The organism is Mumia sp. Pv4-285, from assembly GCF_041320275.1.
GTDB lineage: Bacteria > Actinomycetota > Actinomycetes > Propionibacteriales > Nocardioidaceae > Mumia > Mumia qirimensis.
Genome location: NZ_CP162023.1, coordinates 2,951,052 through 2,967,692 on the forward strand (window position 1 = coordinate 2,951,052; position 16,641 = coordinate 2,967,692).

General features: G+C 70.6%; 16 protein-coding genes. 2 read left to right on the forward strand and 14 right to left on the reverse strand.

What is annotated here, in order from left to right:
• Positions 1–90: 90 nt before the first annotated feature.
• A complete protein-coding gene (locus AB3M34_RS14240) occupies positions 91–1,818 on the reverse strand; it encodes a hypothetical protein (protein WP_370614826.1) in 1,728 nt (575 codons plus the stop codon).
• Between the two features lie 150 nt (positions 1,819–1,968).
• Between AB3M34_RS14240 and AB3M34_RS14245 the strand changes: the two genes are divergently transcribed.
• A complete protein-coding gene (locus AB3M34_RS14245; RefSeq protein WP_370614828.1) occupies positions 1,969–2,640 on the forward strand; it encodes a class E sortase in 672 nt (223 codons plus the stop codon).
• 1 nt (position 2,641) lies between these two features.
• Positions 2,642–2,827 (forward strand): hypothetical protein, encoded by a 186-nt coding sequence (locus tag AB3M34_RS14250; RefSeq protein WP_370614830.1) that lies wholly within the window; start codon positions 2,642–2,644, stop codon positions 2,825–2,827.
• Positions 2,828–3,028: 201 nt separating this feature from the next.
• Here the strand turns inward: AB3M34_RS14250 and AB3M34_RS14255 are convergent, their stop codons facing one another.
• The 13 genes from AB3M34_RS14255 to AB3M34_RS14315 form a co-directional block, all read right to left on the reverse strand.
• On the reverse strand, positions 3,029–3,775 hold the full coding sequence (locus AB3M34_RS14255) for a maleate cis-trans isomerase family protein (protein WP_370614832.1): 747 nt from the start codon (positions 3,773–3,775) through the stop codon (positions 3,029–3,031).
• Complete coding sequence (locus AB3M34_RS14260) at positions 3,772–4,449, reverse strand: hypothetical protein (RefSeq protein WP_370614833.1); 678 nt, start codon at positions 4,447–4,449, stop codon at positions 3,772–3,774. The genes AB3M34_RS14255 and AB3M34_RS14260 overlap by 4 nt, the downstream gene beginning before the upstream one ends.
• Positions 4,449–5,288 (reverse strand): SDR family NAD(P)-dependent oxidoreductase, encoded by an 840-nt coding sequence (locus tag AB3M34_RS14265; RefSeq protein ID WP_370614835.1) that lies wholly within the window; start codon positions 5,286–5,288, stop codon positions 4,449–4,451. Before AB3M34_RS14265 ends, AB3M34_RS14260 begins: the two co-directional genes overlap by 1 nt.
• Positions 5,285–6,283: a hypothetical protein gene (locus tag AB3M34_RS14270; protein ID WP_370614837.1), complete on the reverse strand. Its 999-nt coding sequence runs from the start codon at positions 6,281–6,283 to the stop codon at positions 5,285–5,287. The genes AB3M34_RS14265 and AB3M34_RS14270 overlap by 4 nt, the downstream gene beginning before the upstream one ends.
• Positions 6,280–7,059, reverse strand: coding sequence for a hypothetical protein (locus tag AB3M34_RS14275; protein ID WP_370614839.1), 780 nt, complete (start codon positions 7,057–7,059; stop codon positions 6,280–6,282). The genes AB3M34_RS14270 and AB3M34_RS14275 overlap by 4 nt, the downstream gene beginning before the upstream one ends.
• Complete coding sequence (locus AB3M34_RS14280) at positions 7,056–8,279, reverse strand: Rieske 2Fe-2S domain-containing protein (RefSeq protein ID WP_370614841.1); 1,224 nt, start codon at positions 8,277–8,279, stop codon at positions 7,056–7,058. Before AB3M34_RS14280 ends, AB3M34_RS14275 begins: the two co-directional genes overlap by 4 nt.
• A gap of 12 nt (positions 8,280–8,291) precedes the next feature.
• Positions 8,292–9,308, reverse strand: a complete 1,017-nt coding sequence (locus AB3M34_RS14285; protein ID WP_370614842.1) for an alpha/beta hydrolase family protein — start codon at positions 9,306–9,308, stop codon at positions 8,292–8,294.
• Complete coding sequence (locus AB3M34_RS14290; protein ID WP_370614844.1) at positions 9,305–10,132, reverse strand: hypothetical protein; 828 nt, start codon at positions 10,130–10,132, stop codon at positions 9,305–9,307. Before AB3M34_RS14290 ends, AB3M34_RS14285 begins: the two co-directional genes overlap by 4 nt.
• Before the next feature lie 162 nt (positions 10,133–10,294).
• Positions 10,295–11,749 (reverse strand): aldehyde dehydrogenase family protein, encoded by a 1,455-nt coding sequence (locus tag AB3M34_RS14295; RefSeq protein WP_370614845.1) that lies wholly within the window; start codon positions 11,747–11,749, stop codon positions 10,295–10,297.
• Entirely contained in the window at positions 11,746–12,942 is a 1,197-nt protein-coding gene (locus tag AB3M34_RS14300; protein WP_370614847.1) for an FAD-dependent oxidoreductase, read from the reverse strand. Before AB3M34_RS14300 ends, AB3M34_RS14295 begins: the two co-directional genes overlap by 4 nt.
• A complete protein-coding gene (locus AB3M34_RS14305; RefSeq protein ID WP_370614848.1) occupies positions 12,939–13,832 on the reverse strand; it encodes an isocitrate lyase/PEP mutase family protein in 894 nt (297 codons plus the stop codon). The genes AB3M34_RS14300 and AB3M34_RS14305 overlap by 4 nt, the downstream gene beginning before the upstream one ends.
• Positions 13,829–15,394: an aldehyde dehydrogenase family protein gene (locus tag AB3M34_RS14310; RefSeq protein WP_370614849.1), complete on the reverse strand. Its 1,566-nt coding sequence runs from the start codon at positions 15,392–15,394 to the stop codon at positions 13,829–13,831. Before AB3M34_RS14310 ends, AB3M34_RS14305 begins: the two co-directional genes overlap by 4 nt.
• Positions 15,331–16,641, reverse strand: a complete 1,311-nt coding sequence (locus AB3M34_RS14315; RefSeq protein ID WP_370614851.1) for an acyl-CoA dehydrogenase family protein — start codon at positions 16,639–16,641, stop codon at positions 15,331–15,333. Before AB3M34_RS14315 ends, AB3M34_RS14310 begins: the two co-directional genes overlap by 64 nt.

Sequence of the window (16,641 nt, forward strand, 5' to 3'; positions counted from 1 at the left end):
ACGGGTGGACGCCGCTGCTGCGGCGTCCACCCGGACCGTTACTGCGGGGTGTTGCGTGTCATGACAGATGACGTGACGTAGGCCCGAGGCTTACGACAGCGTCAGCGTGAGGAGACCGGTGTAGGCACCGGCCGCCTGGCTGGAACCGACGGCGAGCGAGAGACCGGCGTCGGCGACGGTGTCGCCACCGCTGGTGCCGTTGGCGCCCAGACCGGCCGTCGAGACCGAGCAGAGCGGCAGATCGGTCGCCGCATCACCGAACGCGCCCGCTGCGCCAGCGGTGACGGTGTCGTCACTGTTGGCGGCTGCGACACAGCTCGGCGTCCACGAGAGCGAGCTCGACGGGATGGTGAAGTTGCCACCGGACGGCTTCGCCGGGCCGTTGAGACCCGAGAAGCGACCGACGAGCGACCAACCCAGCGTGCCGCCGCGGTAGTCCTTCACCGTGACGTCCTGGAGGTTGCCCGTGGAGGTCTGGTCAGTCCCGTCGAGCTGGATGCCCGACATCGTGACCGCGCCCGCGGCCTTCGACATCTTCAGGTCGCCGGCGACGACGGTCAGGTCGACCGTCTCGAGCAGCGAGCAGCTCCCGGTCGTCGCGAGGCCGACCTTGGCCGTGCAGGAGTCACCCGAGAAGGTGAACGCCTGCGAGGCGAAGATGACGACCGGCGGCGGCCCGGCAGCGTGCGTACGGCTCGCGCCGATGAACGCCGTCGCAGGATCGTTCACGGTGAACGACTGCGAGAAGTTGCCCGCGGAGTCGGCCGTGGCCGTCACTGCGGGATCCGACGTCGCCGGCGGCGGGAACGGAGGACCGCTCTGGGTGCTGCTGACGTTGACGGACTGGTTGGGATCCCAGTTGGTTCCCGACACGGTCACGATCGTGCCCGCGCCGCCACCGACCACATTGGTCGAGACGGTGGGGTTGCCCAGGATCGTGATCGGGGTCAGGCTGGTCTCGCCGCCCGAGGTGACCTTCAGCGTGCGTGCGCCCGCGGTCGGCGTGGCGGGCACGGGGAGAGTGCCAGTGCCAGTGCCGGCAGCGGAGATGGTGACGGACGACGAACCTGCATCACAGCTGTTGCCGCTGGTGTCGCAGAGCTCGGCCGTGCCGGTACCGGCACCCGCGAAGTTGGAGACGCCGAAGCTGACGACGTCGTTCTTGCGGGCGGAGGTGTTCACCACCTGGTTGCTGATGCCCGAGATGGTCGCCGTGGGGCCGACGGCAGAGAAGTTGGCGCTGACGTTGGTGTCGACCGGCGTCGTGGCCGGGTTGACACCGTTGGCGACGCCGGTGCTCTGACCGTTGCAGTTCACTCGGGTGAGGAACAGCGGGATGTCGTAGATCACCTTGCGGAGCTTCACGGTGGTGCTGCCCGCTGCGGTGATGGTGAACGATCCGGTGATGGTGTCACCGGGGATCACCGCTCCGCCGCCGGCCGAGAAGGCCTTCGTGACCGCAGGCAGGTTGTTGCCGTTGACCGAGAAGTAGTAGTACGCCGTGCCACTGGCCGGCGGGCCACCGTTCTTCGGTCCCTTGTCGAACACGAGCGAGAAGTTGCGCGTGCTGCCGACCGTGGTGCCCCCGGTCGTGCTGAGGGTGTAGTCGACGGCGCCCTCACTCCAAGGAGCGAGTGAGGATGACGTGTTGCTCGCTGGCGTGGTGTCCTCGATGCCGGCTCCACTCGGGGGTGAGTAGACCCAACATCCGCCGGTGGGCGTGACCGCAGATGCGGACCCGGCTCCGAGGACGACTGCTGTCGTCGCAAGCATGCTGGCACCAGCCAGCAGGGCGACGGCACGGTTCTTCGAAATCATCTACCCGCTCTCCTTCTTCGGGTAGGGGGCCCCGAGGGACCCGACCTCAAACGCAGTCCTGTCCACTGCATTGCACTCATCGGGAGTACAAGTAGAGATAGGCTGTGCCACACAGCCGATATTGTCAATGATATATCCGAGAGGATTTGAATGAACCGGTCCGCCGTGGTAGCGAGAGCGCTTGCGCGTACGACTGCCGAGCTGCTCGTCACCGGCGGTGTCGTCGTCCTGCTCTTCGCCGCGTACGTGGTCGTCTGGAGCGACGTGCAGACCGCCGCAGCCCAGGTCGAGCTGCGCGAGGACTTCGAGAGCCAGACCCAGTCGGCTGTCACCCCGTCCCCCGGCGCCGACGCCACCCCGACGCCCGTGACGGCGCCACCCGGAGACGCGATGGCGGTCATGCGCATCCCTCGGCTCGGTGACGACTGGTCGTGGGTCGTCGTCGAGGGCGTGTCCGACGAGCAGCTCAACCGCGGCCCCGGGCACTTCCCCGAGACGGCGCTCCCCGGCCAGCTGGGCAACTTCGCCGTCGCTGGGCACCGCGCGACCCACGGCGAACCGTTCGCGCACCTCGATCGGATGCAGCCGGGCGACGAGATCGTCGTCGGGTCGGTCGGCGTGACGTACACCTACGTCGTCGACACGACCGAGATCGTCACCCCCTCGGACGTCGACGTGCTGCTCCCGGTGCCCGGCAAGCCCGACAAGCAGTCGCGCAAGGCGCGCATCACGCTCGTGACCTGCAACCCGCGCTGGGGTTCGAGCGAGCGGCTCATCGTCCACGGTCACCTGACCGAGACAGTCATCGGTTCGGAGGTCTGACGTGTACGCAGCACTCTGGAGGGTCCTGCCCGGCCCCACCGCCCTGAAGGCGGCGCTGGCCGTCGCCCTCTTCTTGGGGGTCGTCGCCATCTTGTTCCTCGTGGTCTTTCCCGAGATCGAACCGCTGCTGCCGTTCGACCAGATCACCCTCGAACCCGAACCGACGACGGCGAGCGCAGTCGGCTAGAGCTCGAGGGACGCAACGGCACGACATGACGCGTGCTGGGACGTCCCACGAGTACGGGGGTGGTGGAACAGTATCTTGTGACGCGGAACACTGTCCTGAGAAATCGGACATAGTTCGCTGTTCGTAACCTGAGGACGCACCACCGCAACACGAGCCGCCGCCGTCGTCTGCCGGCAGCGGCTCGTGCGTAGGTCTGCGGGGTCAGTGGTCGCGCAGCAGCGACCCGAAGCCGTGGACCTTCTCGTCGATGCCGTTGTCGCGCAGCGCCATCCACCAGGTGGCAGCGTTGATCGCGATCACGGGCTTGCCGAGCCACCGCTCCGCCTCGTCGGCCAGCTCGGTCATGCACAGGTTGGTGCCGCACTGGACGATCGCGTCGACGTCGGGGCCGTCGACCTCGATGATGGCCTCACGCAGCGTCTGCTCGCTGACATGGGCGATCGCGACCGCGCTCTCGCAGCTGAGCCCCTTGATTTTCTCGACGTCGAAGCCGAGCTCGGTGAAGAACTTGCGGACGTTCTCGTCGCCGATCGGGGTGTAGGGCGTGACGATGCCGATCTTCTTGGCACCGAAGAGCTGGAGGGCGCGCTCGCACGCCTCTGCCCCGGTGGCGACGCCGAGGCCGCCGGAGAGGTCCTTGATCTGCTGGACGAACTGACGGTTGCCTTCGACACCGTCCCAGAAGGTCTCGGCACTCATGCCCATGACCATGTAGTCGGGTTCCATCGTCATGATGCCCTCGACGCAGTCGGCCATCGCGTCGCGGATCTGCACCAGCAGGTTCTGCATGCCCTCGTCGTCGGCGATGCGGCCGTCGCGGATCAGGATGCGGCCGTAGTGCGAGGTGACGCCGGGAACCCGCATCATGTCGAACTCGGGCTGGACGATCGTGTTGGTGCTCGGGGCGATCACGCCGAACTTGCGGCGGTAGCCGAGGCGGTCGGTCATGAGAGGGAGGCTCCTTCGGGGACGGAGGGTCGCTCGGCGCGCGGAAGGCGTCCGCGGAGGCGGAGCGCACCGATGAGGAAGCAGAGCTGGACGCCGGTGTTCGTGAGCTGCTCCGCCCACTGCAGCGCCTCGGTCTGGTTCGGACGTGCAGCGAGCGGCGGGAGGACGAGCGTGCCGACGAGGTAGACGATGAAGAGCCAACGGCCGAGCTGGTCGCCGTGGCGCGCGGCGAGAGCCGAGGCCATCGCCCCGACCGCGACCGCCGCGAGGGCGGCGATCGCCAGCATGGGCGTCAGGTTGCGTGCGGCGCCCGAGATGCAGGCGCCGACGAACGGCACGAGGGCGAACGGCATCCACGAGACGACCTTGCCGACGTACACGCTCGCCAGTGCCCACGCGAGTGCGGAGAACCCGATAGCGAGGCAGGGGAACAGCATCTGCTCGAGGAACGGGATCTCGACGCACGGCCCGGCCACCAGCAGCTTCCAGACCGCCTTGCCGAGGCCGCCCAGCATGACGACGACGCCGCCGAAGAGCGCACCGACGCGCACGGCAGGCAGTGCCTTGCCCAGCGCGTTGGCGAGGACGACCAGACCGGTGCCAGCGAGGAGCACGGGGACGAAGTCCTCGAGGGCCAGCGCGAGACCGTACTCGGTGCAGGGATCGATGGCCATCAGACGACCGCCTTCTCAGGAGTGGGCGCGAAGATGTCGCGCGACCGGAAGCTCGCGGTGAGGAACCGCCCCATCGCCTTCGACCGGGTCAGCCACGCCACCTTGGCACCGTGCTTGCGGGCGCCGAGGATCCCGTCGGCCAGCCACGGGGTGACCGTCTCGACCCGGTCACCCAGGATGTTGAAGATCTTGCGGGCACGCTCGAACGCCTCCGGCTGCCCGTCGTAGTCGTCGAGCAGCAGGTCGGTCGCGACGATGCCCGGAGACAGGAAGCCGATCTTGACGGGCGTCCCCTTCGTCTCCTTCACCAGTGAGGCCGTCAGATAGCTGACACCGCGCTTGGTCGTGCCGTACGTCGTCATGCCGGGCTGCATCTGACCGCCGGAGCCGAAGCCCTCCATGTTCCAGATCCAGCCGCCGCCGGCCTGCGAGCCCATCACGTCGAGCGCGACGGCGCAGCCGTTGACCACGCCCAGCACGTTCGTACGGACCACGGCGTCGACCACGTCGGCCGGCACCTCGGTCAGCGGGCGACGCGGGGCCGACATGCCGGCGTTGTTGATCCAGACGTCGACCCGGCCGAACCGCGCGATCGCGAGGTCGCGCAGGGCGACGAGCGAGTCGCGGTCGGTGACGTCGGCGACCTGGCCGGCGACGCTGCCGCCCGGGGCGCTCGCGGAGAGGTCGGCGACCGCCGCCTCCACGCTCGCGCCCGACCGGCCGCAGACGACGACGCGGCACCCGCGGGCCAGGAGCTCCCGGGCGAGCCCGAGGCCGATCCCCCGGGTCCCTCCGGTCACGACGACGACCCTGCCCTCGCTCCCAGGTGGCTCGCTCACGCGCTCGGCTCCCAGGTCAGGAGACCGTGCACGAAGTGGGTCGTACGCTCGCCGCTGAGCAGCTGCCAGACGACGGCGAGATCGCGCGTCTGGGGATCCAGCAGGACCTCGCGTCCCCGGATCTTCTCGACCCCGCGCGCGTCACGGCCCATCAGGTGCTGCGTGGTGAACAGCGCCCGCCCGTAGGAGATGGCGTTGCCGAAGACGTCGGGACCGTCGTACTGGACGCGGGCGCCGTCGCGGTAGCGCTCGAGCTCGTACGACCGCGTCAGGGCGCCGTCCCAGGTGATCGACTGCTTGGCGCGCAGCAACGACAGGGGCTCGTGGTCGATCCGGACCTCGGTCTGGCCGACGGTCGTCTGAGTCTCGGCATCCTCGACGGAGAGGGTGCCGGTCCAGGCACCGGTCTCCTTGGTCGGCAGGACCTGCGGGATGGAGCCGCGGCGGGTCTCCCCGGCGATCCAGTCGTCGACGAACGCCTGCGTCTCCGGGTTGGTCTCGTGGTCGAACGTGCGCTTGTAGACGCCGTTGAAGACCGCGCAGACCGCCCAGCCGTCGTGGAGCACCGAGGAGTAGACCTGCGTCACGCCGTCCGGCAGCACCTGGTTCCAGGTGCGGAGGTCGGCCTGCCAGCCGGGCGAGTAGTAGTTGGCCTCGACGAAGTAGCCGTACGGCTGCCCGGTGCCGTAGAAGTCCGGGCCGCAGTAGACGCGGTTCTGGTCGGAGTCGACGATGCCGAAGTCGAAGTTCGCACCGAGCTCGAAGCGGTTGCGGAGGGGACCGCTGCCCTCGAGGCTGGTGCGCATCCAGTAGCGGGACACCCCGTCCTCGACGACGCTGGCGCGCACGACGTGCTCGTAGCCGACGTGGTTGCCCTCGGCGTCGAAGAGCGACGGGCGGCCGTGCCACTCCCCCTCGATGCGCTGCTGCCATTCACTCGACGGCACAGCGCTGGTCGTGTCCTCGCCGGTCTGCGGCTCGGTGGTCGCGGTCACTTCTTCACCTCGTTGTCGAGCAGCTGGACACGGACGTCCTCGGCGGCGTCGTCGCCGATCAGGCGGGCGACCTGCGCCCAGACCTTGTCGACGTCGGGGCTGAAGATGTTGGCTCGGTTGCGGGCGTCACGTGCCGGCAGGTCGGTGTCGGCCACGTCCGCCAGCACGGCCTCGGGCACCGGCGAGTCGAGCAGCCCGAACCAGTGCTCGAGGTAGGTCGTGACGGCGGTCTCGATCGACACGAACGCGTCGGCGTCGGCGCGGTGCACGAGCATCCACGGCGACATGACGGCGTTCTGGCGAGGACCGATCGCGGCCTTGGTCAGGCCCGACCACGTCTCGACCTCCTCGTACGTCTCGGTGAGCGGGTCGTGCGCCCAGTCGAGGTACGTCAGGTGGGTGCCGAGGTCGGCCCGCGGGATCAGGTCGAGGTGGAAGGCGTACGAGCCCTGGCCCTGGACCGAGTCGAGCGTGAAGTGCGGGATCGGCAGCCCGTCGCGCGTGAACGCGAAGACCATGTGGCTGTCGAGGCCGATCATCTCCACGGCCAAGCCCACGTAGACGAGCTTGGCGACGGGCTCCGCGTCGTCGGCCGCGACGAAGACGCGGACCTCGCCGACCGGCGCCGGCGTCATCGGCGAGGTGAGCGTACGGAACGAACCGCCGTCGTCACCGTTCACCTCGAGCAGACCGCGCTCGGCGACGATGCGCTCCCACGTGCGGTGGCACAGCCCGCTGGGCAGGCTCACGGTGGCTTCGGACTCTGTCGTGCTCATGCGCGCACGCCCTCCTCGCGGGGTGTGTCGGTGGTGTCGGTGCGGGGGACGTCGCCGCGCTCCTCGCGCTCGGTGCGCTTGCCCAGGAGCTCCTTGCTGCGGACCTCCTTGAAGTTCCACGCCGAGGCCAGCTCCGGGACTTCCTTGCGGATGGGCGACGGGATCACCCGAGCCTCGACGCGCGCCGGGCCCTCGCCGACGATCGTGTTGCCCTCGACCGACCAGCCCTTGTCGATGAGCTCCTGGCGGCGACGCCGGTAGAGCACCGCGTTGTAGTCGCTCTTCACGTGCAGCTCGGCCGACAGGTCGAACGGCAGGAGCTCGGGACGGACGCCGTTGACGACGGCCTCGTCCTCGTACAGCACCTTGAACACGCGGCGCCGAGCATCACGGTCGGCCCACTTGCCCTTGAAGAACGTCCGCAGCGCGACGAACTTGACCAGCGTGGTCTCCTCGTCGATCGGGATGTTGACGTCGAAGATCTTCAGCTCGCCCATCGGCGTCTTGATGTCGAGCAGGATCATGTTGGGCAGCCACCACGTGGTGGAGACCGGCACCTGCGGACGCTTCGTCAGGTCCTTCGTCTTGTTGGGGTTGAGGAGACCCCAGATGCCCTTGGAGTTCGGCGGGTTGAGCTTCACCGACACCTTGCAGTGCCACGGCGACTCCTCCACCTCGAACTCGGGGACCTCCGGCTTCTCCTTGTTGCCGAAGACTCCGCCGTGCACGAACGGCGTGTGTGCGACGTCGACGCCGTTCTCGAGGATCCGCTCGTAGTTGGACTTCCACAGGAAGCTGCCGGTCACGGCGCGGTACTTGTCGGTGTCGTCGATGTCGGACCAGTCGGGGATCGGGATCCGCTCGGACTCGGGGAGGTCACCCATGAAGATCCAGATGAAGCGGTACTTCTCCTGGACCGGGTAGGAGTCGATCCGCGCCTTGCGGGGGATTCCCTTGTCGGGGTGCGCGGGGATCTTGCGGACCGAGCCGTCGGGCTCGTACTCCCAGCCGTGGTAGGGACAGACGATGCAGTCGTCCTTGATCTCGCCGCTGGACAGCGCGGCACCGCGGTGGACGCACAGGTCCGACATCGCGACGACCGACTTGTCGCTGTTCTTGCGGTAGATGACGAGCTGCTGTCCGAGCAGCTTCACCTTCTTGGGCTCGCCTACGACGAGGTCCTCGCTGAACTCGACGGCGTACCAGAAGTTCTTGAACATCGCGTGGTCTCCTCACTCGCGTCGCCGGGCGGCGGCGATCTCGGGGCGGGGCTGCTCAGCGAGCAGCTCCAAGGCGTCCTTGGCTGCGGCTTCGCCGCGCACGTGCGCGGCGAAGAAGGTGGTGACGGTGGTGGCGAGCGCGTCGCGCTGGGCCTCGGCGTCACCGGTGGTCGCGCTCTCGAGGAAGCCCCGTGCCGTGCTGGCGTCCTCGGGGTGGGCCGCCAGCATGTGCGTCGCCGCGTCGAGGTGGACCAGCCACGCCTCGGTCGTCGACGGCACTGCCTGGGCCCAGGTCGCCGTGACCGGGTCGCGGTCGGTGGCGGCCGGGTCCTCGCCGTACCGGACGGCGCTGGCGGCGACGACACCGTCTGCGGTGCCGGCCAGGAGCATCACCGGCACCTCGACGGGAGCCGGGAGCAGGGTGCTCGGCGGGTGGCCGAGCATCTGCGACGCCATCGTGTGCGCGCCGTACGTGGCGACGGCGCGGATCTCGGGGAACCACGCGGGCCGCGCCGACTGGAGCGCGACGGTGCCGCCGGCCGAGTGCCCGAAGAGCGCGACCGCCTCGGTGTCGACGAGTCCCGCGAGCGGGCCCGTCTCCGCGAGCGCGGCGACGGCTTCCAGGACCGGACGCAGGGCCTGGGTGGTGGGCCGGGACCCGTACGTGTCCGGGCCGACGGCACCGAGGTCGATGCCGGGAGTGAGCCCGTAGTCGCCCGGACCGTGCTCGCTGGGCGGGAACAGCTCGCCGACCCAGTCGTAGGTGACGGCGACGAACCCCGCCTCGACCAGGCGCACGGCGAGCCACGCGTAGGCGTCGGCACCGACGTTGATGCCCGACAGCAGCACCGCGACGGGGTACGGACCGCCGGCGGGGTCGGCCTGGAGGCGACCGCTCATCCGCTCGGCGGTGGTCTGCGCCGGCAGCGCCCGGTAGCGGACCGTCACGTGCGCGGTGTCGTACGGCGCCTCCGCGCCGGGGACGCGCACGGCGGTGCGTGCTGCACGGACGAGGACAGGGTCGGTCATGCTCGGGGGTGCGCCTCGTGCTCGAGCGCCCGCGGGAGCTGGCGGTCGCCGCCCCAGAGGGCCCGGACGAGACGCTGGGTGGTCGCAGGCCCGAAGTAGCGGTCGCCCATGACGTTCGCCGGATCGCGCTCGGCGATGTTGCGGCGGATCGCCTCGTCGTCGGCGGCCAGAGCAGCACGGTCGGCGAACGGGACGGCCTCGGCCTCGTCGACCCAGCCGAGCCAGCGGTCGAGGTGCTCCTCGGCGAGCGTCGTCACGAGCTCGGTCATCTCGTCGGCCGCGGGGGCCATGTAGCAGAACGCGGTCGGCGACAGGCCTGCTCGGACGAACGCCGAACGGCTGATGAAGGGCTCGAGGAACGCGTTCTCGTTGCGCACCTGCTCCCACTGGGCGTTGACCGGCTCGTAGTAGCGGTCGAACGACTCGGTGTCGGTGACGAGGTAGCTGCGGGGAACCGAGTCGAGGTAGACCCAGCCCTGCGGGAAGCAGCCCAGCGCCATGCCGAAGTGCGGGACCTTCACCTGCGGGCCGAGCCAGATCGTCAGGTGCACGTTGCAGAAGCCGGCGGCGGCGTTCTCCATGTGCGAGTGGACCATCCAGTCGATCTCCGGGCCGGCGTAGCCGCGGACGCGGCCCTTGGCCCCGGTGTCTCCACCGAAGTCTTCGAGGACGTCGGTGGACGGGTCACGCTCGAGCTCGAAGCGGTCGGCGACCTTCTGCTTGAGCCGTTCGACGAGGGCGAGCCAGGTCGCGAACGTCGCGGTGACGTCCGTCGGTCCCGACTCGTCGAGGTGCTCCTGGACGAACTTCAAGCTCTGGCTCACGGGGAGGACTCCATTCACGGGCGTGCGGTCTGGCTCACAACGATCCAAACTATATATGATCTATAGCGGGTACGACAGGTCTTCCCCCGGAGAATCTTGACCCGCGGCGAGGCCCCGGGGCGGCAAGGTCCCGAGCCCGTGACCGAATCTTGATCCTGCAGGTCAGGAGGGGTACGCCGCGGCGCCGAGCCCCGCACCACCGTCGCGGAACGCCGCCGGCGCATGCACGACGCAGGTCTGCACGTGCTCGAGCATCCCCTCGTCGCCGTACTCCCTGCCCCAGCCGGAGCGCTTGACGCCACCGAACGGCGCACGGAGCGAGATGCCGGTGCGGTTGTGCGTGTTGACGAACGTGAAGCCGGCGTCGAGGCGTGTCGACAGCGCGAACGCACGCTCCTCGTCGGCGGACCACACGGAGGCTCCGAGACCGAGGTCGCCGGCGTTGGCGCGCGCGACGGCGTCGTCGTCGGAGTCGAACGCGAGCACGGGCAGGATCGGCCCGAACTGCTCGGTAGCCACCACGGGTGCGTCGTCGGGGACGTCGAGCACCAGGGTCGGCGCGACGAAGTAGCCGCGGTCCAGCGCCGTAGCCGGATCTGCGGTGCCGATGTCGAGCACGCGCGCCCCCCGTCCACGGGCGTCCTCAGCGAGCCCACGGACCCGGTCGGCGGACGCGGCACTCACGACCGGCCCCATGGTGACGCCGGGATGCAGAGGGTCTCCGAGGCGCAGGACGCGGTCGGCTGCCGCGCGCAGCGAGTCGACGACCTCGTCGAGGCGGGTGCGGTGGACGTAGAGGCGCTTGAGCGCCATGCAGACCTGGCCGCTGGTGGCGAACGACGCCATCACGAGCCGCTCTGCGACAGCGTCGTCGAGCGCGACGTCCTCGAGGAGGATCGCCGGGTCGTTGCCGCCGAGCTCCAGGAGCGTCGGCGTGAGCGAGCGCCCGGCGAGGCCGGCGATGGCTCGGCCGGCGACGTCGCCGCCGGTGAACGCCACTCGGTCGACGCCGGGGTGCCCGACCAGCGCGGTCGCGGTGTCGGCGTCGCCCTGGACCACGTCGACGAGTCCCGCCGGCACCGACTCGGCGACGAGACCGAGAAAGCGTGCGACGGCGAAGGGCGCGAGCGGGGAGGGCTTGACGACCACGGCGTTGCCGGAGACGAGTGCCGGCCCCACCTTGAGCACCGCAAGGATCACGGGGGCGTTCCACGGCGTGATCGCGGCGACCACCCCGTACGGACGGTGGCGCAGGAGCAGCCGACCTTGGGCGTCGTCCACCTCCCGGTCGACGAGCAGCGCGGTGGCGCGCTCGGCGGCCCAGCGCAGCACGGCCACCGCGAACCCCGACTCACCGCGGCAGTCGGTGAGCGGCTTGCCGGTCTCGCGTGCCATCAGCTCGGCGATCGCGTCCAGCTCCGGCTCGATCCGGTCGGCGGCTGCACGCAGGGCGCCCGCGCGCTCGGCCACCGGAACGGCCGCCCAGGCACGCTGGGCCTGATGAGCACGCTCGACGACGGCATCGACCTCGGCGGCGCCGGCGACGGGGCAGGAGCCGACGACCTCGTCGATTCGCGCGGGGTTCTCCCGGCTGATGCCGGTCGCCGTCACGGTCACGAGCGGGTCCCCGCCCCGGCCTCCAGCGGACGCAGCGAGTCGATCATCGACGTCCGGCGCAGGTACGTCCGCGCCGCGACCGGGTCGGCCGCGAGCGCGCGGAGCTCGGCGTGGTGCGCGGCCCGGGCCTCCTCGTCGTTCTCGCGCAGCTGCTTCCAGTTGTCGTGCGTCACCGTGCGGACGTACGACAGGGCGACGTCGCGTCGCGCGGCGAGCACCGTGTCGAGCTCGGCCGTCCCAGCGCGCCCGGCGAGCAGGTCGGCGAGCGCCCGACCGGCGAGGACCGCGTCGTGCAGACCGCTGTTCATCCCCATCCCGCCGAGCGGGTTGTTGACGTGCGCGGCATCGCCGACGAGCACGACCCGCCCCACGCGGAAGCGGTCGGCGACACGCTGGTGCACCCGGTAGAGCGACGCGTGGAGAAGGTCCCACGGACGACCGAGGTCGGCCACGTCGGCGAGCCGCGCCTGGACGCGCTCCGGCGCCGTCTCGACGTCGTCGGGCGAGTCGGGGTCCGTCGGGAAGAGGATGCGCCAGTGCTCCGGCGTCCGGAGCAGCACGAGCCACTCGTCGGGGTCGTACACGTAGTTGACGTCGGCGATCCCGGGCAGCACCGTCGCGAGGTCCTCGTGGGTCGACACCACGAGGAAGCGCTCGGGGTAGGTGATCCCCTCGAACTCCGCACCGATCGACTTGCGGACCACGGAGCTCGCGCCGTCCGCGCCGACGACCCAGTCGGCCGTCCACGGGCTGCCGGTCGCAGTGGTGACGCGGACGACGTCGTCGACCTGCTCCACAGCCGTCACGGGCTGGCCGAAGACGACCTCCACGTCGGCGTACGCCTGGAGGCGCTCAAGCAGGATCGGCGTGAGCTTGCTCTGCTCGCACTGGACGCGGAACGGGTACGGGGTGTCGTCCGCCAGCGACCCGAGGTCGAGCTCGGCGATGGGACCGGTCCGGCGGTCGCGGTACTGGAAGCGGGTCGAGACGATCCCGCGCTCCAGCAGGTCGTCCAGGACGCCGAGCTCGGCCAGCATCTCGAGCGAGGGCGGGTGGTAGGTGCTCGCACGCGACTCCGCGGCGAGGGTCTCCCCCGCCTCGAGCACGGTGACGGCATGGCCGTCGCGGGCAAGGGTCAGCGCGGTGGTGAGCCCGACGGGGCCCGCACCGGCGACGACGACTCGGGCGCTCATCGTGCGCTCACCGCCTCTGCATAGCGTTGTTCGAGCGACAGCTGATCGCCGAGGCCGACCAGGTCGGTGAGCTCGTCCCAGCCCATCCGAGGGGTCGAGCCGGCGTGGCCGTCGCGCATGATCGTGGAGTAGACGTCTCCGACGGCCGCCGCGGCGGCGAGCATCGCGGAGACGGGGTGGATGACGAGCCGGACGCCGAGCGCCGCGTAGTCGGCGTCGCTCGGGCCGTCGCTCACCGCCCCGCCGGCCTCGGAGCGGTTGGCGAGGAACGGGACGCCGTCGCCGAGGGCGTCGCGCACCCGCGCCAGCTCGGCGAGGCCGGCTCCTTCGACGAAGACGGCGTCCGCGCCGACCTCGACGAACGCGCGTGCACGCTCGACGACCGAGTCGATGCCCTCGACGGACAGCGCGTCGGTGCGTGCGACGACCACGAGGTCGGAGCCTGCTTCGACGACGGCGCGAACCCGCGACGCCGCCTCCACCACGTCGACGACGGCCTTGCCGCTCATGTGGCCGCACCGCTTGGGTGAGACCTGGTCCTCGAGGTGGAGCCCGGCGATCCCTGCCGCGGCGTAGTCCAGCACCGTACGGCGTGCCTGGAGCGCGTTGCCGTAGCCGGTGTCGGCGTCGGCCAGCAGCGGCACGCCTCCCAACGACGGCACGACCTGGCGGGCACGGTCGGCGATCTGGCTGCCGTGCACGAAGCCGAGGTCGGGCAGGCCGAGGCCGACCGCCGACGCGACGGCGCCGGAGAGGCAGGCGGCCTGCGCGCCCGCGCGTACGGCGAGCCGGGCGGTGACGGCGTCGTAGACACCCGGGAGGTGGACGACGTCGTCACCGGCGAGCAGCGTGCGCAACCTCTGCGTCGGCGACGCCGGTCGTCCCGTCATCGCCCGTGCAGCGCGAAGCTGCCCTCGACACCGACGACACGCGCGCCGGTGAAGAAGCGGATCGTCTCCAGCGTGCCCTCGTCGCCCATGCCCGAGATGCCCCACGCCGGGCGCGGTGTCATCAGGTGGAGGCTCATGATCGACGAGCCGTTGACCTTGACCTCGCCTGCGCGCACGCGGCGCGCGACCGCGAGGGCACGCTCGGTGTCGGTGCCGAAGACATACCCCTCGAGTCCGTACGGCGTGCCGTTGGCGAGGGCGACCGCCTCGTCGTCGGTGCGGTAGGTGTGGACCGTCGCGACGGGACCGAAGATCTCGTCGACGGCGAGCTGCGGATCGACGCCCCGGACGAGCGTCGGCGCCAGGAAGGTGCCGTCGCCGTCGGGCAGCGGGGTCGATGCGTACGCCCGTCCGCCGTCGGCGGCCAGGCGGTCCAGCTCGGCTCGCAGACGTGCGAGGTGGACCGAGTGCACGATCGGGCCCAGGTCGGTCGCCTGGTCGAGCGGGTCGCCCGTGCGCAGCTCGGCGAGCCGCCCGACGATGCGCTCCAGGACGTCGTCGGCCATGCTCTCCGGCAGCACCAGTCGCCCCAGCGCCCGGCACCACTGACCGTTGAGGGTGGTCAGCAGGTCGACGGCGGCACGCGCCGCGTCGTCCGCGTCGGCGTCGTCGAGCACCACGAGCGGGTTGTTGCCGCCGAGCTCGAGCTGGAGCGCGGTGTAGGACATGGCGCACGCCGCGGCGATCGCGGCCCCGCCGACGTGGCCACCGGTGAAGGAGACCGCACGGATCCTCGGGTCGTTCACGAGCGTGCCGCCGACACCCGGGCCACCCTGCAGGAGCTGGAACACCCCGGGGTGCACACCCGCGTCTGCGAGCACGGAGGCGATGGTCCGGCCGAGCACGGTCGTGGCGTACGGCGCGTACTCGCTCGGCTTCAGGATCGTCGGGCACCCGGCGGCGAGCGCGCTGGCGACCTTGTGGGCCGCCATCGGCGCGGGAGCGTTCCACGGGACCAGGCACAGCGCCGGGCCGAGCGGCAGCCGGTGGACCTCGACGGCATTGCCGGCGGCGCCCTCGACCTCGTCCAGCAGGGCGCCGGAGCGCAGCATCTGGGCGGCGAGGTGGAACGCGCCGGGCACGATCACGCCGACGACCGCGGTCTGTCGCACCGGGACGCCCGTCGCGAAGGACTCGAGCACGGCGAGCTCGCCGAGCTGCGGCTCGAGTGCCGCTCCGATCTGGTCGAGGAGATCGGCGCGTGCCTCGGGGTCGAGGCCCGACCAGGTCTCGCCGGCGTGGGCCTCGTCAGCGGCCGCCAGCGCACGCTCGACCGACGCGGCGTCGCTCGAGGCGGCGGCGGCGAGCGTCTCGCCGCGGAACGGGTCCTCGAGCACGAGGTCGAGCGTCTCGGCGGGAACCTGTGTCTCCCCCGCCACGATCTGGACGGTCTCCGGCAGCGCCGGGGTCACCGTCAACGCGTCGGTCGAGGTGCTCGTCATGCCTTCTCCGCCGCTGCTGCTGCGGCTGCTGCCGCGGCCGGCGTCGTCAGTCCAACCCATGACTCATCATCGACCAGCATCCGAGCGAGGTCGAGCTGCCCCCTCTCGGAGGGGAACGCCTGGACGAGACCCATGGCCGTGTCGCGCATCGCGCGCCCGATGACGTTGTCCATCAGGGCGCCCGACGTGCCGCACATCTTCATGGCGATGGTGGCCACGTCGAACGCGCCGTCGCAGATCGTGCCCTTCGCGAGCTTCCAGCTCTGGACGACCTGCTCCTTCGGGAGGATCGGCACCTCGGCGGCCTCGAGGTCGGTCTGGCGGCGCAGCCACAGGTGCACGTCGGTCAGGCGCTCCTGCGCTCGCCCGATGAACACCTGGTGCATGGGGCTCGAGGCGATCGGCTTGCCCGTGTCGGCGAACTTCGCCTTCATCGTCCGCTCGAACGCGTACTCCCAGGCTCCGCGGGCGATGCCCGCGTAGATGGCGGTGATGGCCACCTGGTTGCCGACCCACGAGCCGCGCGACATCTGCGTGGCGCGGGCGAATCCGCCGGGCACGACCAGGGCGAGGTCGTCGGGGACGAACGCGCTCTCCATGATCAGACCGTTGTTGTCGGAGGCGCGCATGCCGAGGCCCTGCCACTGGTGGCGCGGGCGCACGCCCTCCTGGTCGCGGGAGACGAGGAACAGGCTGAGCCCCTCGACCCCGTCGATGTCGGCGCGGCGCGCGGTGACGAGGTAGAAGTCGGCGGTGCCGGACAGGCAGCCGAACGACTTCTCGCCGTCGAGCAGCCAGCCACCCTCGGTCCTGGTCGCCGTGGTCGAGATGAGGACGTTGGCGTTGCTCGCCTTCGCTGACTCGCTCGCGAAGTTCGCGAGGCACTGGTTGTCGCGCCCCATCATGAACAGGACGCGCTCGGCGAACGTGCGTACCTCGTCGACCTCGTCGTCGGCGTACAGGCCCTCCTCGATCGCTGCCAGCGGCAGGAGTCCTCGCGAGGACGCCGAGCAGTGGAAGAAGTAGGCGAGGGCGGTCGAGCCGCACACGGTGCCCAGGGCGTAGGTCGTCGCGACGAGGTCGCGCAGACCTCCGCCCAGGCCGCCGAACTCGCGGGGGACGACCAGACCGAGCAGACCCGCGTCGGCGAGCAGCTTGATGTGGCCCGGGGGGAGCTCGGCGCGCGCGTCGGCGCCGGCGGCGGCGTCACGGATCGTCGGCAGGATCGACTCGACGCGGGCGGCGCGCTCGCGCTCGTCCGGCGTCAGGTCGGGGAAGAGGTACTCGGCGGTCAGCGTGGCCGACAT

Coding starts and splice junctions, on each gene's coding strand:
- AB3M34_RS14240 (WP_370614826.1), bottom strand. CDS start 1,818: ATGATTTCGAAGAACCGTGCCGTCGCCCTGCTGGCTGGTGCCAGCATG.
- AB3M34_RS14245 (WP_370614828.1), top strand. CDS start 1,969: ATGAACCGGTCCGCCGTGGTAGCGAGAGCGCTTGCGCGTACGACTGCC.
- AB3M34_RS14255 (WP_370614832.1), bottom strand. CDS start 3,775: ATGACCGACCGCCTCGGCTACCGCCGCAAGTTCGGCGTGATCGCCCCG.
- AB3M34_RS14260 (WP_370614833.1), bottom strand. CDS start 4,449: ATGGCCATCGATCCCTGCACCGAGTACGGTCTCGCGCTGGCCCTCGAG.
- AB3M34_RS14275 (WP_370614839.1), bottom strand. CDS start 7,059: ATGAGCACGACAGAGTCCGAAGCCACCGTGAGCCTGCCCAGCGGGCTG.
- AB3M34_RS14280 (WP_370614841.1), bottom strand. CDS start 8,279: ATGTTCAAGAACTTCTGGTACGCCGTCGAGTTCAGCGAGGACCTCGTC.
- AB3M34_RS14285 (WP_370614842.1), bottom strand. CDS start 9,308: ATGACCGACCCTGTCCTCGTCCGTGCAGCACGCACCGCCGTGCGCGTC.
- AB3M34_RS14300 (WP_370614847.1), bottom strand. CDS start 12,942: ATGAGCGCCCGAGTCGTCGTCGCCGGTGCGGGCCCCGTCGGGCTCACC.
- AB3M34_RS14305 (WP_370614848.1), bottom strand. CDS start 13,832: ATGACGGGACGACCGGCGTCGCCGACGCAGAGGTTGCGCACGCTGCTC.
- AB3M34_RS14310 (WP_370614849.1), bottom strand. CDS start 15,394: ATGGGTTGGACTGACGACGCCGGCCGCGGCAGCAGCCGCAGCAGCAGC.
- AB3M34_RS14315 (WP_370614851.1), bottom strand. CDS start 16,641: ATGTCGGCCACGCTGACCGCCGAGTACCTCTTCCCCGACCTGACGCCG.